This is a genomic window from Enterovibrio nigricans DSM 22720 (assembly GCF_900167155.1).
Classification (GTDB): Bacteria; Pseudomonadota; Gammaproteobacteria; order Enterobacterales; family Vibrionaceae; genus Enterovibrio; species Enterovibrio nigricans.
On record NZ_FUXU01000024.1, the window covers coordinates 20,573 to 38,756 of the forward strand.

At 47.8% G+C, this 18,184-nt stretch carries 15 protein-coding genes; 4 read left to right on the top strand and 11 right to left on the bottom strand.

Annotation, left to right across the window (positions count from 1 at the left end):
* Positions 1–2: 2 nt before the first annotated feature.
* From mukE to cmoM, 3 genes are read right to left on the bottom strand one after another with little or no spacing between them, the layout of a single operon-like run.
* Positions 3–722: a chromosome partition protein MukE gene (gene mukE / locus B5D35_RS10645; RefSeq protein ID WP_078752561.1), complete on the bottom strand. Its 720-nt coding sequence runs from the start codon at positions 720–722 to the stop codon at positions 3–5.
* Entirely contained in the window at positions 703–2,025 is a 1,323-nt protein-coding gene (gene mukF, locus B5D35_RS10650) for a chromosome partition protein MukF (protein ID WP_078752562.1), read from the bottom strand. Before mukF ends, mukE begins: the two co-directional genes overlap by 20 nt.
* 16 nt (positions 2,026–2,041) lie before the next feature.
* Complete coding sequence (cmoM, locus tag B5D35_RS10655) at positions 2,042–2,833, bottom strand: tRNA uridine 5-oxyacetic acid(34) methyltransferase CmoM (RefSeq protein WP_101210115.1); 792 nt, start codon at positions 2,831–2,833, stop codon at positions 2,042–2,044.
* A 113-nt stretch (positions 2,834–2,946) separates the two neighbouring features.
* On the opposite strand from cmoM, the gene elyC reads away from it, so the two are divergent.
* Positions 2,947–3,774: an envelope biogenesis factor ElyC gene (elyC, locus tag B5D35_RS10660; protein ID WP_078752564.1), complete on the top strand. Its 828-nt coding sequence runs from the start codon at positions 2,947–2,949 to the stop codon at positions 3,772–3,774.
* An 84-nt stretch (positions 3,775–3,858) separates the two neighbouring features.
* On the opposite strand, the gene kdsB is transcribed toward elyC, so the two are convergent.
* The 5 genes from kdsB to B5D35_RS10685 are packed head-to-tail and all read right to left on the bottom strand — an operon-like array spanning position 3,859 to position 9,941.
* The gene (gene kdsB, locus B5D35_RS10665) at positions 3,859–4,611 is read right to left on the bottom strand and encodes a 3-deoxy-manno-octulosonate cytidylyltransferase (RefSeq protein WP_078752565.1); all 753 of its coding nucleotides are present in this window, start codon (positions 4,609–4,611) and stop codon (positions 3,859–3,861) included.
* Positions 4,611–4,793, bottom strand: coding sequence for a Trm112 family protein (locus B5D35_RS10670; protein ID WP_078752566.1), 183 nt, complete (start codon positions 4,791–4,793; stop codon positions 4,611–4,613). Before B5D35_RS10670 ends, kdsB begins: the two co-directional genes overlap by 1 nt.
* Positions 4,774–5,805 (bottom strand): tetraacyldisaccharide 4'-kinase, encoded by a 1,032-nt coding sequence (gene lpxK, locus B5D35_RS10675; protein ID WP_078752567.1) that lies wholly within the window; start codon positions 5,803–5,805, stop codon positions 4,774–4,776. The genes B5D35_RS10670 and lpxK overlap by 20 nt, the downstream gene beginning before the upstream one ends.
* A gap of 3 nt (positions 5,806–5,808) precedes the next feature.
* Positions 5,809–7,566: a lipid A ABC transporter ATP-binding protein/permease MsbA gene (gene msbA / locus B5D35_RS10680; RefSeq protein ID WP_078752568.1), complete on the bottom strand. Its 1,758-nt coding sequence runs from the start codon at positions 7,564–7,566 to the stop codon at positions 5,809–5,811.
* Positions 7,567–7,601: 35 nt separating this feature from the next.
* A complete protein-coding gene (locus tag B5D35_RS10685; protein ID WP_078752569.1) occupies positions 7,602–9,941 on the bottom strand; it encodes a DNA internalization-related competence protein ComEC/Rec2 in 2,340 nt (779 codons plus the stop codon).
* 32 nt (positions 9,942–9,973) lie between these two features.
* Between B5D35_RS10685 and B5D35_RS10690 the strand changes: the two genes are divergently transcribed.
* The gene (locus tag B5D35_RS10690; RefSeq protein ID WP_078752570.1) at positions 9,974–10,525 is read left to right on the top strand and encodes a DUF2062 domain-containing protein; all 552 of its coding nucleotides are present in this window, start codon (positions 9,974–9,976) and stop codon (positions 10,523–10,525) included.
* A gap of 129 nt (positions 10,526–10,654) precedes the next feature.
* Here the strand turns inward: B5D35_RS10690 and lolE are convergent, their stop codons facing one another.
* Genes lolE through lolC form a run of 3 tightly spaced genes read right to left on the bottom strand, consistent with a single transcriptional unit; the run spans position 10,655 to position 13,789 of the window.
* Positions 10,655–11,899: a lipoprotein-releasing ABC transporter permease subunit LolE gene (gene lolE, locus B5D35_RS10695; protein WP_078752571.1), complete on the bottom strand. Its 1,245-nt coding sequence runs from the start codon at positions 11,897–11,899 to the stop codon at positions 10,655–10,657.
* Positions 11,896–12,600, bottom strand: coding sequence for a lipoprotein-releasing ABC transporter ATP-binding protein LolD (gene lolD / locus B5D35_RS10700; RefSeq protein WP_078752572.1), 705 nt, complete (start codon positions 12,598–12,600; stop codon positions 11,896–11,898). The genes lolE and lolD overlap by 4 nt, the downstream gene beginning before the upstream one ends.
* Complete coding sequence (lolC, locus tag B5D35_RS10705) at positions 12,593–13,789, bottom strand: lipoprotein-releasing ABC transporter permease subunit LolC (protein WP_078752573.1); 1,197 nt, start codon at positions 13,787–13,789, stop codon at positions 12,593–12,595. Before lolC ends, lolD begins: the two co-directional genes overlap by 8 nt.
* 326 nt (positions 13,790–14,115) lie before the next feature.
* On the opposite strand from lolC, the gene B5D35_RS10710 reads away from it, so the two are divergent.
* Together B5D35_RS10710 and mfd are read left to right on the top strand one after the other, a co-directional pair.
* Positions 14,116–14,682 carry a PilZ domain-containing protein gene (locus tag B5D35_RS10710; protein ID WP_078752574.1) on the top strand — a complete coding sequence of 189 codons (567 nt, stop codon included), beginning with the start codon at positions 14,116–14,118 and terminating at the stop codon, positions 14,680–14,682.
* Between the two features lie 11 nt (positions 14,683–14,693).
* Complete coding sequence (gene mfd / locus B5D35_RS10715; protein WP_078752575.1) at positions 14,694–18,158, top strand: transcription-repair coupling factor; 3,465 nt, start codon at positions 14,694–14,696, stop codon at positions 18,156–18,158.
* The last annotated feature ends 26 nt before the right edge of the window (positions 18,159–18,184 follow it).

An 18,184-nucleotide genomic window follows, 5' to 3' on the forward strand; every position in this document is an offset into this window, starting at 1 on the left:
GCTCATGCCTGAACCTCCTGATCATCTTCATCACGCGCTTCGTCTTGTTCTTCACGAAGCAAGCTTGATTGCGCGTGCTCTTGCGTGTGGATCACGGCTTCACCATCACGGATCAGACGCAATTGCGCTTCACGCATATCATCTCCCGCACGAACATCCGCACCAAAGCGGAAAGTCGATTCACTCACACGGAACTTTCCATTCTCACCGATTGGCACAATCATGCCCAAACGACGAAGACGACGCAGTGATGTTTTCACTTTGTCGTAAAGCTTTTCGCGATCAAGGTCAGAACCGCTAGCACGTAGCGTCACCAACTTCATGAGTTTCTTTTCATCCGCCAAAGACAGTAGTTCATCAAATAGCTCTTGAGTGGTGAAAATACCTTCCTGAGCAAGACGCTCTGGACTCAAGTAAAGGAAACACAATACTTTGCCCACCAGCATGTCCAGCTCTGACAGCACGCTACGACCAATCAACGATGTTGAACGGGGACGCAAATAGAAAAAGCCTTCCGGTGCGCGCACCAACTCAGCGTGATAACGCTGATAGAAGTGCTGCAGCGGGGTTTCAAATTCAATCAGATACGCATGGTTATCCAAATCTTCACTGGCAATATGACGGCCAGCACGCAGCGTACTATCCAAAGCCGGGAAAAGCGGATTAGCAATCGCTTTTGCCAATTCCTCCGGCATAAATTCTTCAATATTTATCGATGACATTTGCCTGTACCTTGGCTCCATATTCGTTAATTGCCTGCCAATCTGGTTGTATTGCCTGCATATCAGATTGCGAATAACCAAGGCGAACCGCTTGGTTAATGACAATGCGTGCCAGATCGAAGTGACGGGCGTGTGGATGTTGAGCCAAATAGTTTTTCAGTACGACGCCCAAATCGATGCCCTCGCCTGTTGCTCGATGGCGAGATAGCATGTCACCAATTTGGTCGCTCAATTGATCGTTAACCAGTGTCAGTTCTTCAAACTCGACTTCCGCTGGCATTTCACCAGTCACTTCATCGTCACGAAGTACCAATGCTTCATCACGCAAATCGCGCAAACGCTCAGCATCAGCAAAAGTCAGGAACCATGGGTTATCGAAGTATTCTGTCACCGACACGCGAAGACGCTGGCTGAACGCGCGATTCTTGTCCATGTCGATGGCATTACGAATAAATTTATGAACGTGGCGGTCATAACCGATCCAAAGATCAATCGCTTGTTGTCCCCAGTTCACAATGCGGTCGAGCTTCATTTGCAGGTTGTAAATCATGGCATCAACGAATTCTAAATCGTCGCGTCCAAGTACTTGCTCTTGAATGTTCAAAAGCTGCGTCTGAAGTTGGTCACCGGCTGACTGCAACGTATCTTGCAGCTCACGCAGTGTGCTCGATGTTTCATTCAGCAGGTGTTCACAGTTCGCAATAGCGGCCTGCCAATCCTGATTCAACAGCGCAGCGATGTCTTCTTTCACTTTCTGCTGTTGCTCGTCCATCGTACGCTGGTTCAAATCGATACGATCGAAAATTTCGGCCGCTGAATATTTCAGAACGCCGTAAACGTTTTTGCGCCAAAAATCCGCATCACCATCTTCTGATGCTGCTGACAAGGCTTTATCGATTTCATCCGCAACCATAGACAGCTGAATAGACAACTTTAATGAGCTGTATTCACGGTGACGCGCGTAATAGTCACTGATTCCCAACGCTAAAGGCGTTAGACGATAGATGCTGGCACCATCGGTCATTTCACTGGTGAAACGACTCATGAGGCGACTGCGCACTAATTCGTTGATTGCGTTGTTTGCTCGGAATGCGATGGTTTCGCTGGCTTGCCCGAACTGGTCACTGACAATGCGAAATGCATCGATCAGCTCTCCTTCTCCAAGCTCCTCCTCAAAACGTTCGCTACTCAATACAGCGACGGCGAGAAGAAATGCCAGCCGCTCCGGTGGCAAATTGAGAGAAAAGTCGTTTTGTTTCACCCAACCTACCAACTCAGGAACAGTCTGAGAGAATTCGCTCATCTGTTTTCCTTGTGGTTTATTTATCGTTATGTTCGAAAGGCTTTTGCGCGTATACGTGGATATAACGGCCTAACGAAATAAAAGGCTCCTGGCGACATAGCTTCTGCTCCATCGCCACAACCTGTTCAAAAGTGTACTCACCCGTTCTCGTGTCTTTCATATAGTCATGAAACGTGCGGACACCACTTTTCCCTAAAATGTTAAATCCAGCATCTTCAATCCACTGATAGACGTCTTCAGGCTGAAGACCTTTTTGTGGTTGAAGCTTAAAACGTTTTCTGTGTGGCATGCCTTCTTCGACGTGCGTCAAGTTGCCACAAATCAGATTCTTGAATAACAGACCATTTTGGTTATAGAACATCACTGACGCGATCCCACCCGGCTTGACTTGTGACAATACAACATCCAGTGCTTCACGCGGGTCAGCAAGCCATTCCATCACGGCATGGAACAAAACAAGGTCAGTCTGTTTTTCCATATGCTGTGCGATTTCCTGCACGGGAGCGTGGACGAAGCGATATTGCGCCAGAAGCCCTGCGGCATCGATATCTTTTTCTGCCAATGCCAGCATCTGTGAAGAAAGATCACACAAGGTGACGTTGTGGCCACGGCGTGCTATCTGTTGAGATAGCTGTGCTAAACCACCACCAGCATCCAAAATGTCTAGCGGACTAGCTTCACCCAATTGTTTCAATATTGATTCGAGATCTTGCCAAACAACGGCTTGGCGGATTTCTCCTTTGCTTGAACCGTAAATGTTTTTAACAAATTTGTGGGCAATGTCGTCGAAATTTCTATCCCCAGTCACGGTGCCTTCGTTATCATAATCTGCTGAGGGATACATTTTGGCATAAGCCCGCCGTTAATAAAGGCTTGATGCACGTATTGGCCCCTGTTTGACTATATTTCGGGCGACATTTCATGTTTGAACTAAAAAAACTTATATCAACTTTACTGATGCCCCTTCCTGCGCTACTGCTCATTGGATTTTTCGGCCTGTTCCTTATCTGGTTCACGCAGCGAAAAGGTGTCGGTTCCTTCTTTGTGTTTGTTTCGCTTCTGTTAATAACTTTGGTGTCTTTTCAGCCGTTCACGTCTTCGCTATTGATGCCTCTTGAACGCAATCATACCCGCTTCCTGCCAACCGATGAGCCCGTTGATTACGTCATGGTGCTTGGTCATGGCCACGTAGTGGATGATGAAATACCGCCAACGTCTGAGCTCTCCCGCACGGCATTGATGCGTTTGGTGGAAGGTATTCGGATTCACTTTATGTACCCTACCTCCAAACTGATCCTGTCTGGTTACGATGGCGGTTTTGAAGTCAGTCACGCACGCATGCTTGCACGCATCGCGATGGCAATGGGGGTAAATCAGAACAACATATTGCTGCTTGAAACGGCCAAGGACACATGGGAAGAAGCCTACCAAGCGGCTTCTGTGGTTGGTAATAGCAACCTGGTATTAGTGACGTCTGCAAGCCATATGGACCGCGCGTTGTATGAGTTTGAATCGGCAGGTTTGGACCCAGTTCCTGCCCCAACCAACTTCATCGCCCAGAAAGAGATAAAACAGCCTTGGATCAAATATTCGCCTCGTGCGCAATATCTGGAGCAGTTTGAAAAATATTGGCATGAGCGTCTGGGGCAATTGTGGCAACGCATGCGTGATAAAGTTGCGCAGCAAGAAGCGCAGTTCCAAGGTGATCCTGTTACCTCTCCAGAGGGAGAAGCTATCAGTACCAACTGATAGCCAACGCTTCATCAACACAGCAAATGACAAACAAAAAACGGCCTGCTTAATTTAAGCAGGCCGTTTTCTTTCATCGGATGATTACTGCTTTGCCACAATCCGGCGAACGACTTCCAAGTCTTCAGGTGTATCAACACCAGCTGGCGGCGCCTCAATCGCGACGTCTACGTGAATCTTTTCACCGTACCAAAGCACACGAAGTTGCTCTAAGCATTCGATATGCTCAATTGGGCTTGGTGCCCAATTGATGTAGGTATTAATAAAGCCTGCGCGGTAACCATAGATGCCAATATGACGTTTCAGGTTGTGATGAATTTCAGCGGGAGCCTTTGCAAAGTTGTCACGATCCCAAGGAATGGTAGCGCGACTGAAATACAACGCGTAACCGTCTTTATCGGTAACAACCTTTACGGCGTTTGGGTTAAACACTTCATCAGCATGGTCGATATTCACGGCAAGCGTGGACATCGGAGCCTGAGATTTTGCTAAATTTTCGGCCACCTGATGAATAACGCTGGGTGGGATCAATGGCTCATCGCCTTGAACATTTACGATGATCTCGTCCGCTGCAAGATTGTACTTTGCAACCACTTCAGCCAAACGTTCCGTGCCCGATTGATGATCTGGGCTTGTCAAACACACTTCACCACCAAAGGCTTTGACGGCATCAACGATACGCTGATCATCGGTCGCGATAATGACTTTTTCCGCGCCAGACTTAAGAGATTGTTCGTAAACCCATTGGATCATTGGCTTGCCACCAATATCAACCAAAGGTTTTGCAGGCAATCGACTCGACGCATAACGCGCCGGGATCACTACCGTGAATTTCATTATTGATTAACCTCGTCAGATGACATCTCGCGCGCTTCCGTAGCCAGCATCACTGGAATGCCGTCATGAATCGGATAAGCTAAGCGGTCGAATTTACAGACTAGTTCGTTGTTTTCTTTGTTGTAGTTCAGTTTTCCCTTACACGCAGGGCAAGCAACGATTTCAAGCAGTCGGTGATCCATATCCATCCTTCACTTTCAAAATTGTATTCATTATTTGGGTAGCCGCCTCATTGCTAAAATGTGCATCTACAGGCAGATACCACCAATTCTCGATATTCGGGTTTTGTTGAACAAAGCCTCGGCATTTCACTGCATCTTTTTCTGTCATCAACAAGTGATCGCCTTTCTTGGCTAGTCCTTCTAACTGCGGCAACTCAAAGGCTTTATGATCCGCAAACGGTTCACAGTGTACAGGGGTTACACCCATGCCACTCAATGTATTGAAGAAACGCTGAGGGTTGCCAATACCTGCCATTGCTACGGTGTTGCACAGTGATTCTGCGGCGACTTTCTGTCCGGTTTTGATATTCACTAGCTTACTGGGCCTCAGGCTCATAGCCAATTCACCGCGTTGGGCTTTGCCACCGTTACAGACAACAAAATCCACACTCTCTAACCGATCTGTTTGTTCGCGTAGCGGTCCAAACGGCATGTAATGTTCGTTACCAAAGCGACGTTCGCCATCCACAATAACAAACTCAATATCACGATCGAGCTTATAGTGCTGCAAGCCATCATCAGTGATGACAATATCAACGCCTAAGGGAAGCAACGCTTTCACTGCATCGTTTCGGGTGGGTGAAATGGCCACCGGTGCACCTGTTCGTTGAAAAATCAGTACGGGTTCATCCCCGGCGGCTTCCGTGCTGGTCGTCTCATCCAACACAAAAGGGTAAGACGCTGCGTTACCACCATAACCGCGAGAGACGACACCAGGGTTCATTCCCAATGCTTTAAGTTGCTCAACCAGCCAGATCACCACAGGTGTTTTACCGTTCCCGCCAACCGTTATGTTGCCAACAACGATGACAGGAACTGGTGCGCGATACGTGTCGCTTTTGCCATCAAGAAATGCCTGACGACGATGACGCGCGATGGCGCCAAACACCTTACTTAGCGGCCACAGCAGGGGTGCGCCAATCAAACCTAGCGGGTGACCATCAAACCAGATCTTTTCAATCAAACCCGCCAATGCTTACTCTCCGAACTGTATACGATAGAGTTGGGCGTAAGCACCGTCTTTCGCCATCAGGGTATCGTGATCGCCACGCTCGACAATTTCTCCCTCATCGACAACCAAAATTTGATCCGCTTTTTCGATGGTAGACAGCCTGTGTGCAATCACCAGCACCGTACGATCTTTCTGCAACTCATCTAGCGCAGCCTGAATAGCACGTTCTGATTCGGTATCCAGCGCAGACGTTGCTTCGTCGAGTATCAATACTGGCGCGTCGCGCAGCAATGCTCGCGCAATGGCAATGCGCTGACGTTGGCCACCGGACAGGCTGACACCATTCTCACCAATGACAGTATCGAAACCTTTATCCATTTCACGGATAAAGTCTGACGCAAATGCCAACTCGGCAGCACGTTCAATTTGTTCACGGGTATAATCTTCTGTCGCTGCATAAGCAATGTTATTCGCAATGGTGTCATTGAATAGGTGAACGTTCTGAGAAACGATTGCGACATGCGTGCGTAAATTGCTTAGCGTGTAGTCTGCAATATTGGTGTCATCGATCGTGATAGCACCACTATCAATGTCATAGAAACGTGTAAGCAAGTTCGCAATCGTGCTCTTACCCGAGCCCGAACGTCCCACCAACGCCAAGGTTTGGCCTGCTGACAAATCGAAACTCACCTTGTTCAGGGCTGGCGTGTCCTTCGTTGGATAAGTAAACACAACGTCATTAACGTGGACATTGCCTTTCACTCGCTCGACCGATTTTTGTCCGTTGTCCTTCTCGGTTTCCATTTCCATCAGCTCAAACAAGCTGTTACACGCGGCCATACCGCGTTGAAATTGAGAGGTCACATTGGTCAGGGCTTTTAATGGACGCATCAAACCAAACATTGCACCAAAGACCACCGCGAAGGTACCTGCAGTCAGTTCACTGCGGATGGCATCGGTATTGGCTAGCATCAACACCACGACCAGCGCGAATGACGCTATCAATTGAATCACAGGGTTCGCAATCGCCTGCGCCGAAACCAGCTTCATGGTTTGTTGACGCATACTGTTGCTGACGTTTTCGAAGCGCGCTTTTTCAACGTCCTGACCGCCAAAACTAAGGACGACTTTGTGGCCCTTTAACATTTGTTCAGCCGATGTGGTCACCGAGCCCATCGCTTCTTGCATGTTGGACGAGATCTTACGAAAGCGTTTTGAAACGATACGAATTGCGACCGCGACGATCGGTGCAATGACCAGCAGGATAGCGGAAAGCTCCCAGCTGTAATAAAACATCAGCGCCATCAAACCAATGATCGATGCCCCTTCACGCACCAAGCTGACCAATGCACCACTGGTCGCATTTGCAACTTGCTCTGAGTCATACGTAATGCGAGAAAGCAGTGCACCTGATGACTCTTTGTCGAAGAAGCTTACTGGCATCTGCATAAAGTGGTTGAACATACGGCGACGCATGACCATGACCACCTTGCCGGAAACCCAAGACAGACCGTAAGCAGACACAAAACTGGAAATACCACGCACCGTCATTAGTGCCACAAGGTAGAGAGGCATCCATTTCAGAAAATCACTGTCGACACTGTCATAAGTGAAACCTTCATCGAGCAAAGGCTTAATCATGGAAAGCATGAGCGTATCGCTGGCAGCATTAATAACCAGCGCGATAATAGCAACCCCCAAACCCAACTTGTAATCCGTGATATACGGCCAAAGCTTTTTGAAGGTTTCCCACGTGGTACGATCTTGATAGTTTGATGACATTTTATTTGCTTATATTTCTGCAATTAGCGGGCATTCTACTCTTTTCTTGTAGGCGCTCCAAACATCTTCCTGTACCAAAAAGGCTCCTCGTGCATTCTCTGACTACTTAATCGCCAACCCTTATCGGAGAAATAAACAGAAATCTGACCGTATTCGATGGTGTCGACCCATGAAATACCCAAGTTGCGGTAGCGTTCTACCACGCTAGGATGCGGCAAGTTCCAAGGTGTGTATCGCCCGGCAGAAGCGATAGCTACCTCAGGCTTTACAGCGTCTAAAAAGGCAACTGAAGATGACGATTTACTTCCATGATGAGGGACAAGCAATACGGTCGAAGCCAATGTCGCGTTGCGTTTTAACATCAGCAACTCTTCCTTTAAAGGGACATCCCCCGTCAGTAACACAGAATGTGTTCCATCAGACACCCTTACTACACAGGAATCTTCATTTTCCGCTTGAGAAACCAATTGCGTTGGGCTTAAAGCGGAAAACGACAACCCTTGCCAGTACCACTGTTCCCCCTCTCGACACGGAAAATATCCGTTTTTCCGCTCAGGGCTTCGTACCCAAACAGGTGAAAGTTGCTCGATAATCCACTCTTCTCCGCCCGCATGATCATTGTCGCTGTGACTAACAATGAAACCCGATAATGATAAGCCGCGTTTTTCTAAAATCGGGGCCAATACCCATTGTGCCATACTGCCATTTGTCCATGCACTGCCTGTGTCATAGACGATGGCCTGCCCCTGTTTTTCAATTAACACAGAAAGTCCATGCCCCACATCAAGCACATCAACACGCCACGTTTGGTTATCATTTTCTTGCCCAAAACAAAACACCAAGCCGGCGAACAAAGACAACTTCAAAACAAGGAGTGACCTTAACCGTGTCATCAGCATGATCAACGCCAAAGTCCAAATATATACGGGTACCAACACCGGCATTTCTGAAGGCGCATACCAACCAGACTCAAATGATGCTAAAAATGCCATGACAGGCCAAAGCGAAGCATCGGCGATATACCAAAATACAGACGCAAGACCAAATAGGGAGAAAAACAGCGCAGCCAATATTGCCGGAACAGTCACAAAGCTCACCAAAGGTACAGCAACCAGATTCAACGCAAAGGCTGGAAAACTGATACCGCCAAACCATAGCCATGTGATAGGCAACATTCCCACCACTAAATATGCTTGCATGCGGACTAATTGTTTTACCGCATAAAAACGGCGTTTACTTTTTTCGCTGTCGAAAAGCTTGTTTTCTTTGATTGCAGTGTTACTTCGATGTACTGCGTTGATTTGATGCACAGCGCTATCGTCAGAAATCGCGCTTCCTTTTGCAAAGAAAACCGCGACGCAAAGAATGGTAACGGCACTGAAAGAAAGCCAAAAACTCACAGAAAATACAGACAGTGGGTCTATCACTAACACCACAGCTAAAACAATCAACAAGGCTTCAAACACTTGGAAGCGAGCGCAAAGCAATCGAATCACTGACGCAACCAACAAAGCAAGCAGTGCGCGCTGAGATGTCAAAGAAAAACCCGCCATCCAAGCATAAAAGATAGCGAGCATCATTCCGACCAACAGCGGAAACCAAAGGTGTTGATCGTGTCGAAACACAAACGGCGCACACAATTTAGTGACAGTGCAACCAAACAGAAAGGCTAAACCGATATGCAACCCTGAGATCGCAAGTAAGTGGCCGAGTCCTGTGTTCCTTAGTCCTTGCCAATCCTCACTTGAAAGCAACCCCCTCTCTCCGAAGGTCAACGCGACCAAAAAACGGGCCGACGGTAACCCCTCGGTTTGGCGAATAACATTATCGACAAGGTGTTGGCGAAAGGAATATGCTTCATTGACACGCTCTGCTGACTTCAAAGACCCTTTGGCATGTATATGTTTTGAAAGGAAATAGACTTCAGCGTCAAACCCAGCCTCGTTAACCCGACCATACGGCTCTCTTAACCTGACGGTTATTCGCCAACGTTCGCCTTGCTTTGGCTGCTCATCAAAACGCCAATAAATTCGTGTGCGAAAACGCTCAAAAGCGTTCAGTTTTTGTCCACCAACCGTATCCACATCAAAGATTACGTTTGTTTGCTGTTTTTGCGCTGTAAAAAGGCTGCCAACTTTTCCCTCTATGGTAGTATCGTGTGCCACTGTTAAAGCGGTGTTTGTTTTGAAAAGAAATAAACCCGCTGCACTGTATGCAATAAGGCCGCCCAAGGTGAGACCCATTGCTAATGCTGGAAGGCATTTACGCAGCAAGAAAAGGATGACAACAACCGGAGCAATCACGCTCAGCGATGGTATTTCCGGCCACCATTTAAGCGATACAATAGCAACAACGATACCCAGCAGTATCTTCATGCTGGTATTGAACCCGAAAGAAACGAAGACTTATGCCAAAAAAAATAATTAAAAAATACTTGCCGAAGCATGACGTCATTCGCAAGCACAAAGCACTGGCAGTGTTTGGCAACTTGCTTTATGACCCGAACCTCTGGTGCCTGAACCGCCGTTCGGCGTCGGGCGCGTTTGCAGTTGGCCTGTTCATGGCTTTTGTGCCACTTCCAAGCCAAATGATCATGGCTGCCGGCTTGGCAATCATGTTTGGCGTTAACTTGCCACTGTCCGTAGCGCTGGTTTGGATTACCAACCCCATTACGATGCCAGTCATTTTCTACGGCGCGTATAAGCTGGGTGCCTTTTTGATGAGGACGCCTGAACATCACTTCCATTTTGAGCTGACTTGGGAGTTCTTGTTCAATCAAATGAGCCAAATTGGCCCTCCGTTCCTGTTAGGCTGTTTCGTTTGTAGTATCATTTTTTCTCTCATTGGTTACTTCGGTTGTCGCGGTGTCTGGCGATATTCCGTCGTAAGAAGCTGGCAAAAACGCCGTCTTCGCTTACCGAAAATCAAAGTATTGAAGAAGAAAAAATCCGAAGATTAAAAAAATACCCCGCAATTGCGGGGTATTTTTTTATTTCTTGGTAGGTTGCGAGGAAAGTGACAGCCTAGTTATCTCGAATGTAATTCACCGATTTATCACCGGTATACTGCATCACTCTCTGGTGCTCAATCACTTCGCACTTAATACCGTCGCAGGTTGAAGTTTGCACGCGCGCTGAGACGGATACCAGGTTGCCAGCAAGCTCAATAGAACGGCGGTAACCGACACCATCAGTACGTCAGACAGATGTAGGGCGGTAGGCAAAAAATCAACAAAGTAAATATCACCTGAGAGAAAATGGTGCCCCGTCATTTTTTCAATAGCGCGAACAATTTCCGTCAGATTCAAAGACACCAAAGCCCCCGCGACCGACCCAATAACACTGCCCAGTAAACCGGAAAGCAAACCATGCCAAATGAAAATCGCACGTATCAAACCGTCTTTCGCACCCATTGTCCGCAATACCGCAATATCACCGGCTCGGTCTTTTACCGCCATCATCAACGTAGAAACAATATTGAACGTGGCAACGCCGATAACCAGTACCATAACGATATATATGATGGCGCGAACCATTTGAATATCGCGATAGAGAAAACCGTATTCCTGCGTCCAGTTGTTTAGGTACACATATTCTTTAAGCGTGTACCCCACTTCGCGCACCACCGCTCTGGCATTCAAGGGATCGTTCAACTTCAATGCCACACCTGACACCGCATCCCCCATTTTTTGGTATGCCTGCGCATCGGCGAGAGGTACCAGTGCCAACCCATGATCAACTTGTCCTGCCAGGCTCAAAATACCCGTCACCTGAAGACGAATACGCTGTGGCGCACGCAATTTTAATTCAGGATCTGGAGAAGGCACCATCACGGTTAACCAGTCCCCAACTTTTACGCCAAGTGAATCCGCAATACCTTTGCCTAAAACGACCGCACTCTTGCCCGGTTCCAGCGATTTCCAACCATCACCAAGCACGTAATCACTGATGCTACTGACCCTTTTTTCCGCGTCAGGATCAATGCCACGAATTTGTACCGGTTTTAGGTTTGCCCCTTTTTCCAATAACCCCGTAAAAGTGACGTAAGGCGCACCCGCAACAACATTGGGATTAAGCTCAGCCGTCTCTTTCATTTGACGCCAAGTTTTAATCGGTGCTTCCACCCCTTCTAACTGAGCATGAGGAATAACAGAAAGCACGCGATTTTGAAGCTCTCGCTCAAAACCGTTCATCGCCGATAAGCCGATGATAATAACCATCACGCCAACCGAAATACCCATCATGGAGGACATCGAAATAAAGGATATCAGCTTATTTCTGTGTTTCGCTTTACTGAATCGTCGCCCTATAAATAGCGATAGCGATGACATCATGATGGCATCGCCTCTTGGGTTTCACTCCCCACAAACTGGCCATCCAGCATGGAAAGCTGGCGATCCATCTTTGAAGCAAGCTCTTTGTCGTGCGTCACAACCAGAAAAGCGGTATTGAATTCTCGGTTCAACGTTCGCATCAAATCGTAAATATCCAACGCGGTTTTGTGGTCAAGATTGCCGGTAGGCTCATCCGCAAGTACCAAAGCGGGTCGATTAACGACGGCACGAGCAATGGCCACACGCTGCCTCTCACCACCTGAAAGTTCAGAAGGTCGATGCTCCGCACGGTGTCCCATCCCAACCGCCTCAAGCATCTTGAGTGCTCGCGCTTTTGCCTCTGCGGGTTTTTCTCCGCCAATTAACAATGGCATTGCCACGTTTTCCACCGCGGTAAAATCTGCAAGCAAATGGTGGAACTGATAAATAAAACCAATCTGTTGATTGCGCAGTGTCGCCTGCTCAGACGCGCGCATCTTGACCACGTCTTTTCCTTCGAAAAATACCTCACCGTCAGTCAACGTATCTAATGCACCGAGGATATGAAGTAGCGTGCTCTTACCCGAGCCAGACGCACCAACAATAGCCACTAATTCTCCCGACGCGATTGAAAAGGATACCCCTCTAAGTACGTCAGTCGTCAGTTCGCCCTCTTGGTATGTCTTTTTAACATGTGAACAAGATAGCAATGCATTATTCATAACGAAGGGCCTCTGCAGGGCGAACAGTTACCGCCTTTAACGATGGGAAAAGCGTGGCAAGAAGACTCAGTACAACCGCGCCGACAACCACAGTAACAACTTGATCAAGACCGAGTGACACGGGCAGCGAAAGCCCCCCACCCAGTAAACTTATATTAAATAACCGCATAATCTCATTGATGTTAAGTGCCAACAGACTACCTGCAACACCTCCCAGCAGCGCACCAATAATACCGCTGCTTGCACCTTGAACAACGAACACCATCACAATGCTGCTGTGCGTCATTCCCTGCGTTTTTAGGATGGCGACCTCAGATTGCTTCTCCATTACAACCATGATGAGCGCAGAAATAATATTGAATGCCGCAACCAAAATGATCAGCCCCAACATCAAACCCATCATGTTTTTTTCCATTTTCACTGCTTGGAAAAGCTCGCCACGCAATGCCCGCCAGTCCGACCATTCATACCCCATGGATTCGGCCATTTTTTCAAGCTTTGGCACGTCGAAAGGTTCATCGACGAACAGACGTAAATCGGCGGGTTGCGATCGCGGTAACCGCATCAAACGGGACACATCATTGAGGTTGGCGTAGAGCAATTGTCCGTCTACGTCTGTTGCGGTGTCATAAATTCCAGCAACCGTAAAGTTTCGTTGGGAGGGAATACGGCCAATCGGCGTATACTGGCTGGCACTGGTGATCATCACTCGGACTTTATCACCCACAGACACATCCAAATCTCTCGCTGTTTTTCTACCAATGATCAGTTTATAGCTGCCCGGTGTCAGTTGACTGATTGCACCTCTCACCATGTACTGCTTAATAGGTTCATGGCTATCAGGGCTAATACCTAAAAGTTTACCCGCACCAATGGCCACAGGACTTTGCACAATCGCATCTGTACTTACTAGGGGCGCAGTTGCTTCAACCCCGTCCAAGTGACCCAAGGTGTTAACATCGGGGGAATGAGTCGCAGAGCCAGAAACAATCGCTTGAGGTATTACACCGAGAATGCGGTGTTTAAGCTGACCTTCAAAACCGTTCATCACAGACAAAACAGTAATCAGTGACATGACACCAATCGTAATGCCTGCGGTAGACATGTAGGACACAAATCGGCCGAACTTGTCGCCAGAGCGCCCTTTTAAATAGCGCAATCCAATAAACACCGGTAAAGGGTGAAACATAAATGTGGTTCTCAAAAACTCGTTAGGCTGCGTAAAAAGGTCAAATCCATGCCACAGCGTGGGTTGCAGTCAGAATACCTTTAAGGTCAGATGATTGCCACGAAAGGCCTCTTTTTCTCCCTGTCTTAGGTGGCTTTTACTTAGATTTGTTCCTTTTCTTTTCAATTTCTTGCGCGATCGGTGAAGTTTTATCCTTCTTCGTCCTGTTTACCAAGCAAGACCAATAGCACATTGTCAGACCGTATAGCATGCCCAGACGAAAGTGAGGTTGAGGAATCGTTAGTAGTGCGTGATAATCAACAGATTACAAAGCTATAGGCATGAGAATGACTCAGGACGAATATTTTTCCGTACATGCGCACATAAAAATCAACGTTGAAGTGCTGAACAATGGCGAGCATGTACCTTCTGACGTTGAGTTTGGGCGTGAAATTCCCATAGCGTTTCGTATAGCAAGTCAATGCGGTGATTTGGATAACTCAGTTGAAAAAGAGATCCAAGCCATCAGCCACGAAGACGGCCATGCATTGATGAAGTTTCTCCAAGCTCAAAACGAGAAAATCAACCTATTGCTTGGCTTTATGCTTTCCCAGTTAGACGATCCTAACCTTCGCTATCAAACGGAAACGTTTGGCGCCAGCAGCCTCACCTTCATTGCAAAACAGGCTTTTGAAAAGGGTCAGCATGTTCGCCTAAAGCTCTTTCTTGAGAACCCGCCCTCAGCAATTTACTGCTACGGTAGCGTATACGGCTGTAAAGAGAAGAATGGGAAGTATGCAGTCGGCGTAAAATATACTCGCTTGCAAGAAGAAGACCGAGATGTACTTATACGTGCAGCGTTGCACCAACAGCAAAAACTATTGCGCCAACGCGCACTGGAAAGAAATAACTAAGCCTCAATGAAATGACAGACAACCTTCTTTTTAATTTGCCCGCTCCCGAAAAGGCGGGCGACACACGCATCGTAGCCAACCTTCTTGGCGCATCGCTGTCCCTCACTATAGCCAGCCTTGCCAATCAACAACAACGCTTCATATTGTTGGTCGTTCCAGATAACCAGACTGCGCTAAAACTTAAACCCGAAATTCAGCAGTTTACTCAACGTGAATGTCATGTGTTCCCTGATTGGGAAACCTTACCCTATGACAACTTTTCACCGCATCAGGACATAATCTCCAATCGTATCGCACGCCTATATCAACTCCCTCAGCAGAAATCAGGGGTGTTGATTGTGCCTGCGAGCACCTTGATGCAACGCGTCATGCCACGCTCATTCTTACTTCAACACGCACTAATCGTGAAAAAGGGTGACAGGCTGTCTTTGGAAAAATTACGCCATCAACTTGAAGTATCCGGCTATCGGCACGTAGATCAAGTGATCGAACACGGCGAGTACGCAAGTCGAGGCTCCATTCTCGACTTGTTCCCGATGGGTTCAAACCAACCCTATCGCATTGATTTCTTCGATGATGAGATCGATACCATTCGTGAGTTTGACCCAGAAAACCAACGCTCGGTCCAAGAACTGGATCAAATTAACTTGTTACCCGCACATGAATTTCCAACGGATGACGACGCTGTAGAAGCGTTCCGTGGAAGATGGCGCGAGAAATTTGAAGCCCGACGCGAACCCGAATCGATTTACCAGCAAGTATCCAAAAAAACGTGGCCTTCGGGTATCGAGTACTGGCAACCCCTGTTCTTTACCGAAACAGAAACCCTGTTCGATTACCTGCCCGACAACACGTTATTAGTTGTCAAAGGCGATATCGAAGCAGCAGCAAATCAATTTCTGGCCGATGCTGATTATCGTTATGACCAACGTCGCGTTGACCCGCTCCGCCCTCTTTTGCCACCCGCTGAGCTTTGGCAGAACATCGATGAGTTGTTTGGACGATTCAAAGCGTACCCGCGTGTTAAATTGTCTTTCCAACCGAGCGATGAAAAAGCAGGACGCCAAAACGCACCCGTTTCGTTGTTACCAGAACTGACCATCAACCAACAGCTCAAAGAGCCGCTCGGGGCGTTGCGTCAGTTTGTGGAAGGATTCAAAGGTAACGTCGTCTTCTCCGTTGAAACAGAAGGTCGGCGTGAAGCGATGCTCGACTTGTTGGCACGGATTAAGATCCGTCCAATGGTATGCGACACCTTAGACGAAGCATTAAATGCCCCAATGTCTCATACCTTAATCGTGGGCCCCGCTGAAGTCGGTTTTATTTGTACGTCACCACACTTTGCATTGGTTTGTGAATCCAACCTCTTAGGTGAGCGAGTCGTACAACAGCGTCGTAGAGACAACAAAAAAGCCACGTCAAACAGCGATACGCTGATTCGAAACTTGGCAGAGCTGCAAACAGGGCAACCCGTTGTGCATTTGGAGCATGGTGTTGGTCGCTATTTAGGCTTACAGACCTTAGAAGCAGGCGGGATTGAAACGGAATATGTAACGCTGGAGTACCAACAAGGCGCAAAACTTTATGTTCCGGTTGCTTCTCTGCATCTCATCAGCCGTTATAGCGGCGGCGCAGAAGAATCCGCACCACTGCATCGCCTAGGCGGAGAAGTCTGGGAAAAAGCACGCAAGAAAGCGGCTGAAAAAGTCCGTGACGTGGCGGCAGAGCTTCTCGATGTCTATGCCAAGCGTGCCACGAAACCAGGATTTGCGTTCAAACACGATAAAGAAGCCTATCAGGACTTCTGTGCCGGATTCCCGTTCGAAGAAACACCCGACCAAACACAGAGCATCAACGCAGTGCTGTCCGATATGTGCCAACCTATCGCGATGGATCGACTTGTCTGTGGTGACGTGGGCTTTGGTAAAACGGAAGTGGCGATGCGCGCGACTTTCCTTGCTGCAAACAACAGCAAACAGGTCGCTGTACTCGTACCCACAACCTTGCTGGCCCAACAGCACTTTGAAAACTTCCGTGATCGTTTTGCCAACCAGCCGGTACGTGTAGAAGTCCTCTCGCGCTTTAAATCAGCCAAAGAGCAGAAACAAATTCTCGCTGATTGTGCGGAAGGTAAAGTCGACATTCTGATTGGTACGCACAAGCTGCTACAAAGCGATGTTAAATTCAGCGATCTTGGCCTACTCATTGTCGACGAAGAACACCGATTTGGCGTTCGCCAAAAAGAAAAAGTCAAATCCATGCGTGCTGATGTCGATATTCTTACGCTCACTGCAACACCTATTCCGCGAACGTTGAATATGGCCATGAGTGGCATGCGTGACTTGTCGATTATTGCCACGCCGCCTTCTCGTCGATTAGCAATTAAAACCTTTGTACGAGAGCGCGAAAAGAACCTTATCCGTGAAGCGATGCTGCGTGAAATTATGCGCGGCGGGCAAGTTTATTTCCTTCACAACGACATCGATAGCATTGAAAAAACCGCCGACGAACTTGCAGAATTAGTACCTGAGGCACGTGTTACCGTCGCTCACGGTCAGATGCGCGAACGTGAACTAGAACGCATCATGTCCGATTTCTACCACCAGCGCTTCAATGTGTTGGTGTGTACGACAATCATTGAAACTGGCATCGATGTCCCTACCGCCAATACCATTATCATGGACCGAGCCGATCACTTGGGCCTTGCGCAGTTGCATCAGCTTCGTGGACGTGTAGGACGTTCTCACCACCAAGCCTACGCCTATCTGCTGACACCACATCCGAAGCGCATGACCAAAGACGCCATTAAGCGCCTTGAAGCGATTGCGTCGTTAGAAGATTTAGGAGCTGGTTTCACCTTGGCTACCCATGACCTTGAGATTCGAGGCGCTGGTGAGTTACTGGGTGAAGATCAAAGCGGTCAAATTCAATCTGTCGGTTTCACGCTCTACATGGAGATGTTGGAGCAGGCTGTAGAAGCGCTGAAGGAAGGCAGAGAGCCTTCACTAGAAGACATGCTCAATCAACAAACTGATGTGGAATTACGCTTACCAGCCCTACTGCCAGATAGCTATATTCCAGACATCAATACGCGCCTGTCTCTTTACAAACGTGTGGCCGGATGCAAAACACAAGACGATATTGAAGAGTTACGCGTTGAGTTAATCGATCGATTTGGTTTACTGCCAGATGCCGCATCGAATTTGCTCAAAGTGCAACAAATCAAGCTCGATGCCGCGAAATTAGGCGTGAGAAAGATCGATGCGCATGATCGAGGCGGTGTAATCGAATTTAATCAAAATGCCCAAATTGATCCCGGCTTCTTGGTGGGTCTGTTACAATCCCACCCAAGTCGATACCGTTTTGAAGGCCCAACCAAACTAAAAATTGTCGAATCTCTTACGGATCGTCGAGACAGAGTGGCCTTTATCGAAACGTTATTAAGTGACTTTGCTAATAATTCATTGGTTGCCTAATCACGTCGCAACCAAGCTTTAAATGG

What these genes read in the sequence shown, in the direction of transcription:
- mukE (WP_078752561.1), bottom strand. Translation starts at nt 722, where the DNA reads ATGTCATCGATAAATATTGAAGAATTTATGCCGGAGGAATTGGCAAAA.
- mukF (WP_078752562.1), bottom strand. Translation starts at nt 2,025, where the DNA reads ATGAGCGAATTCTCTCAGACTGTTCCTGAGTTGGTAGGTTGGGTGAAA.
- elyC (WP_078752564.1), top strand. Translation starts at nt 2,947, where the DNA reads ATGTTTGAACTAAAAAAACTTATATCAACTTTACTGATGCCCCTTCCT.
- kdsB (WP_078752565.1), bottom strand. Translation starts at nt 4,611, where the DNA reads ATGAAATTCACGGTAGTGATCCCGGCGCGTTATGCGTCGAGTCGATTG.
- B5D35_RS10670 (WP_078752566.1), bottom strand. Translation starts at nt 4,793, where the DNA reads ATGGATCACCGACTGCTTGAAATCGTTGCTTGCCCTGCGTGTAAGGGA.
- msbA (WP_078752568.1), bottom strand. Translation starts at nt 7,566, where the DNA reads ATGTCATCAAACTATCAAGATCGTACCACGTGGGAAACCTTCAAAAAG.
- B5D35_RS10685 (WP_078752569.1), bottom strand. Translation starts at nt 9,941, where the DNA reads ATGAAGATACTGCTGGGTATCGTTGTTGCTATTGTATCGCTTAAATGG.
- B5D35_RS10690 (WP_078752570.1), top strand. Translation starts at nt 9,974, where the DNA reads ATGCCAAAAAAAATAATTAAAAAATACTTGCCGAAGCATGACGTCATT.
- lolE (WP_078752571.1), bottom strand. Translation starts at nt 11,899, where the DNA reads ATGATGTCATCGCTATCGCTATTTATAGGGCGACGATTCAGTAAAGCG.
- lolD (WP_078752572.1), bottom strand. Translation starts at nt 12,600, where the DNA reads ATGAATAATGCATTGCTATCTTGTTCACATGTTAAAAAGACATACCAA.
- lolC (WP_078752573.1), bottom strand. Translation starts at nt 13,789, where the DNA reads ATGTTTCACCCTTTACCGGTGTTTATTGGATTGCGCTATTTAAAAGGG.
- B5D35_RS10710 (WP_078752574.1), top strand. Translation starts at nt 14,116, where the DNA reads ATGACTCAGGACGAATATTTTTCCGTACATGCGCACATAAAAATCAAC.
- mfd (WP_078752575.1), top strand. Translation starts at nt 14,694, where the DNA reads ATGACAGACAACCTTCTTTTTAATTTGCCCGCTCCCGAAAAGGCGGGC.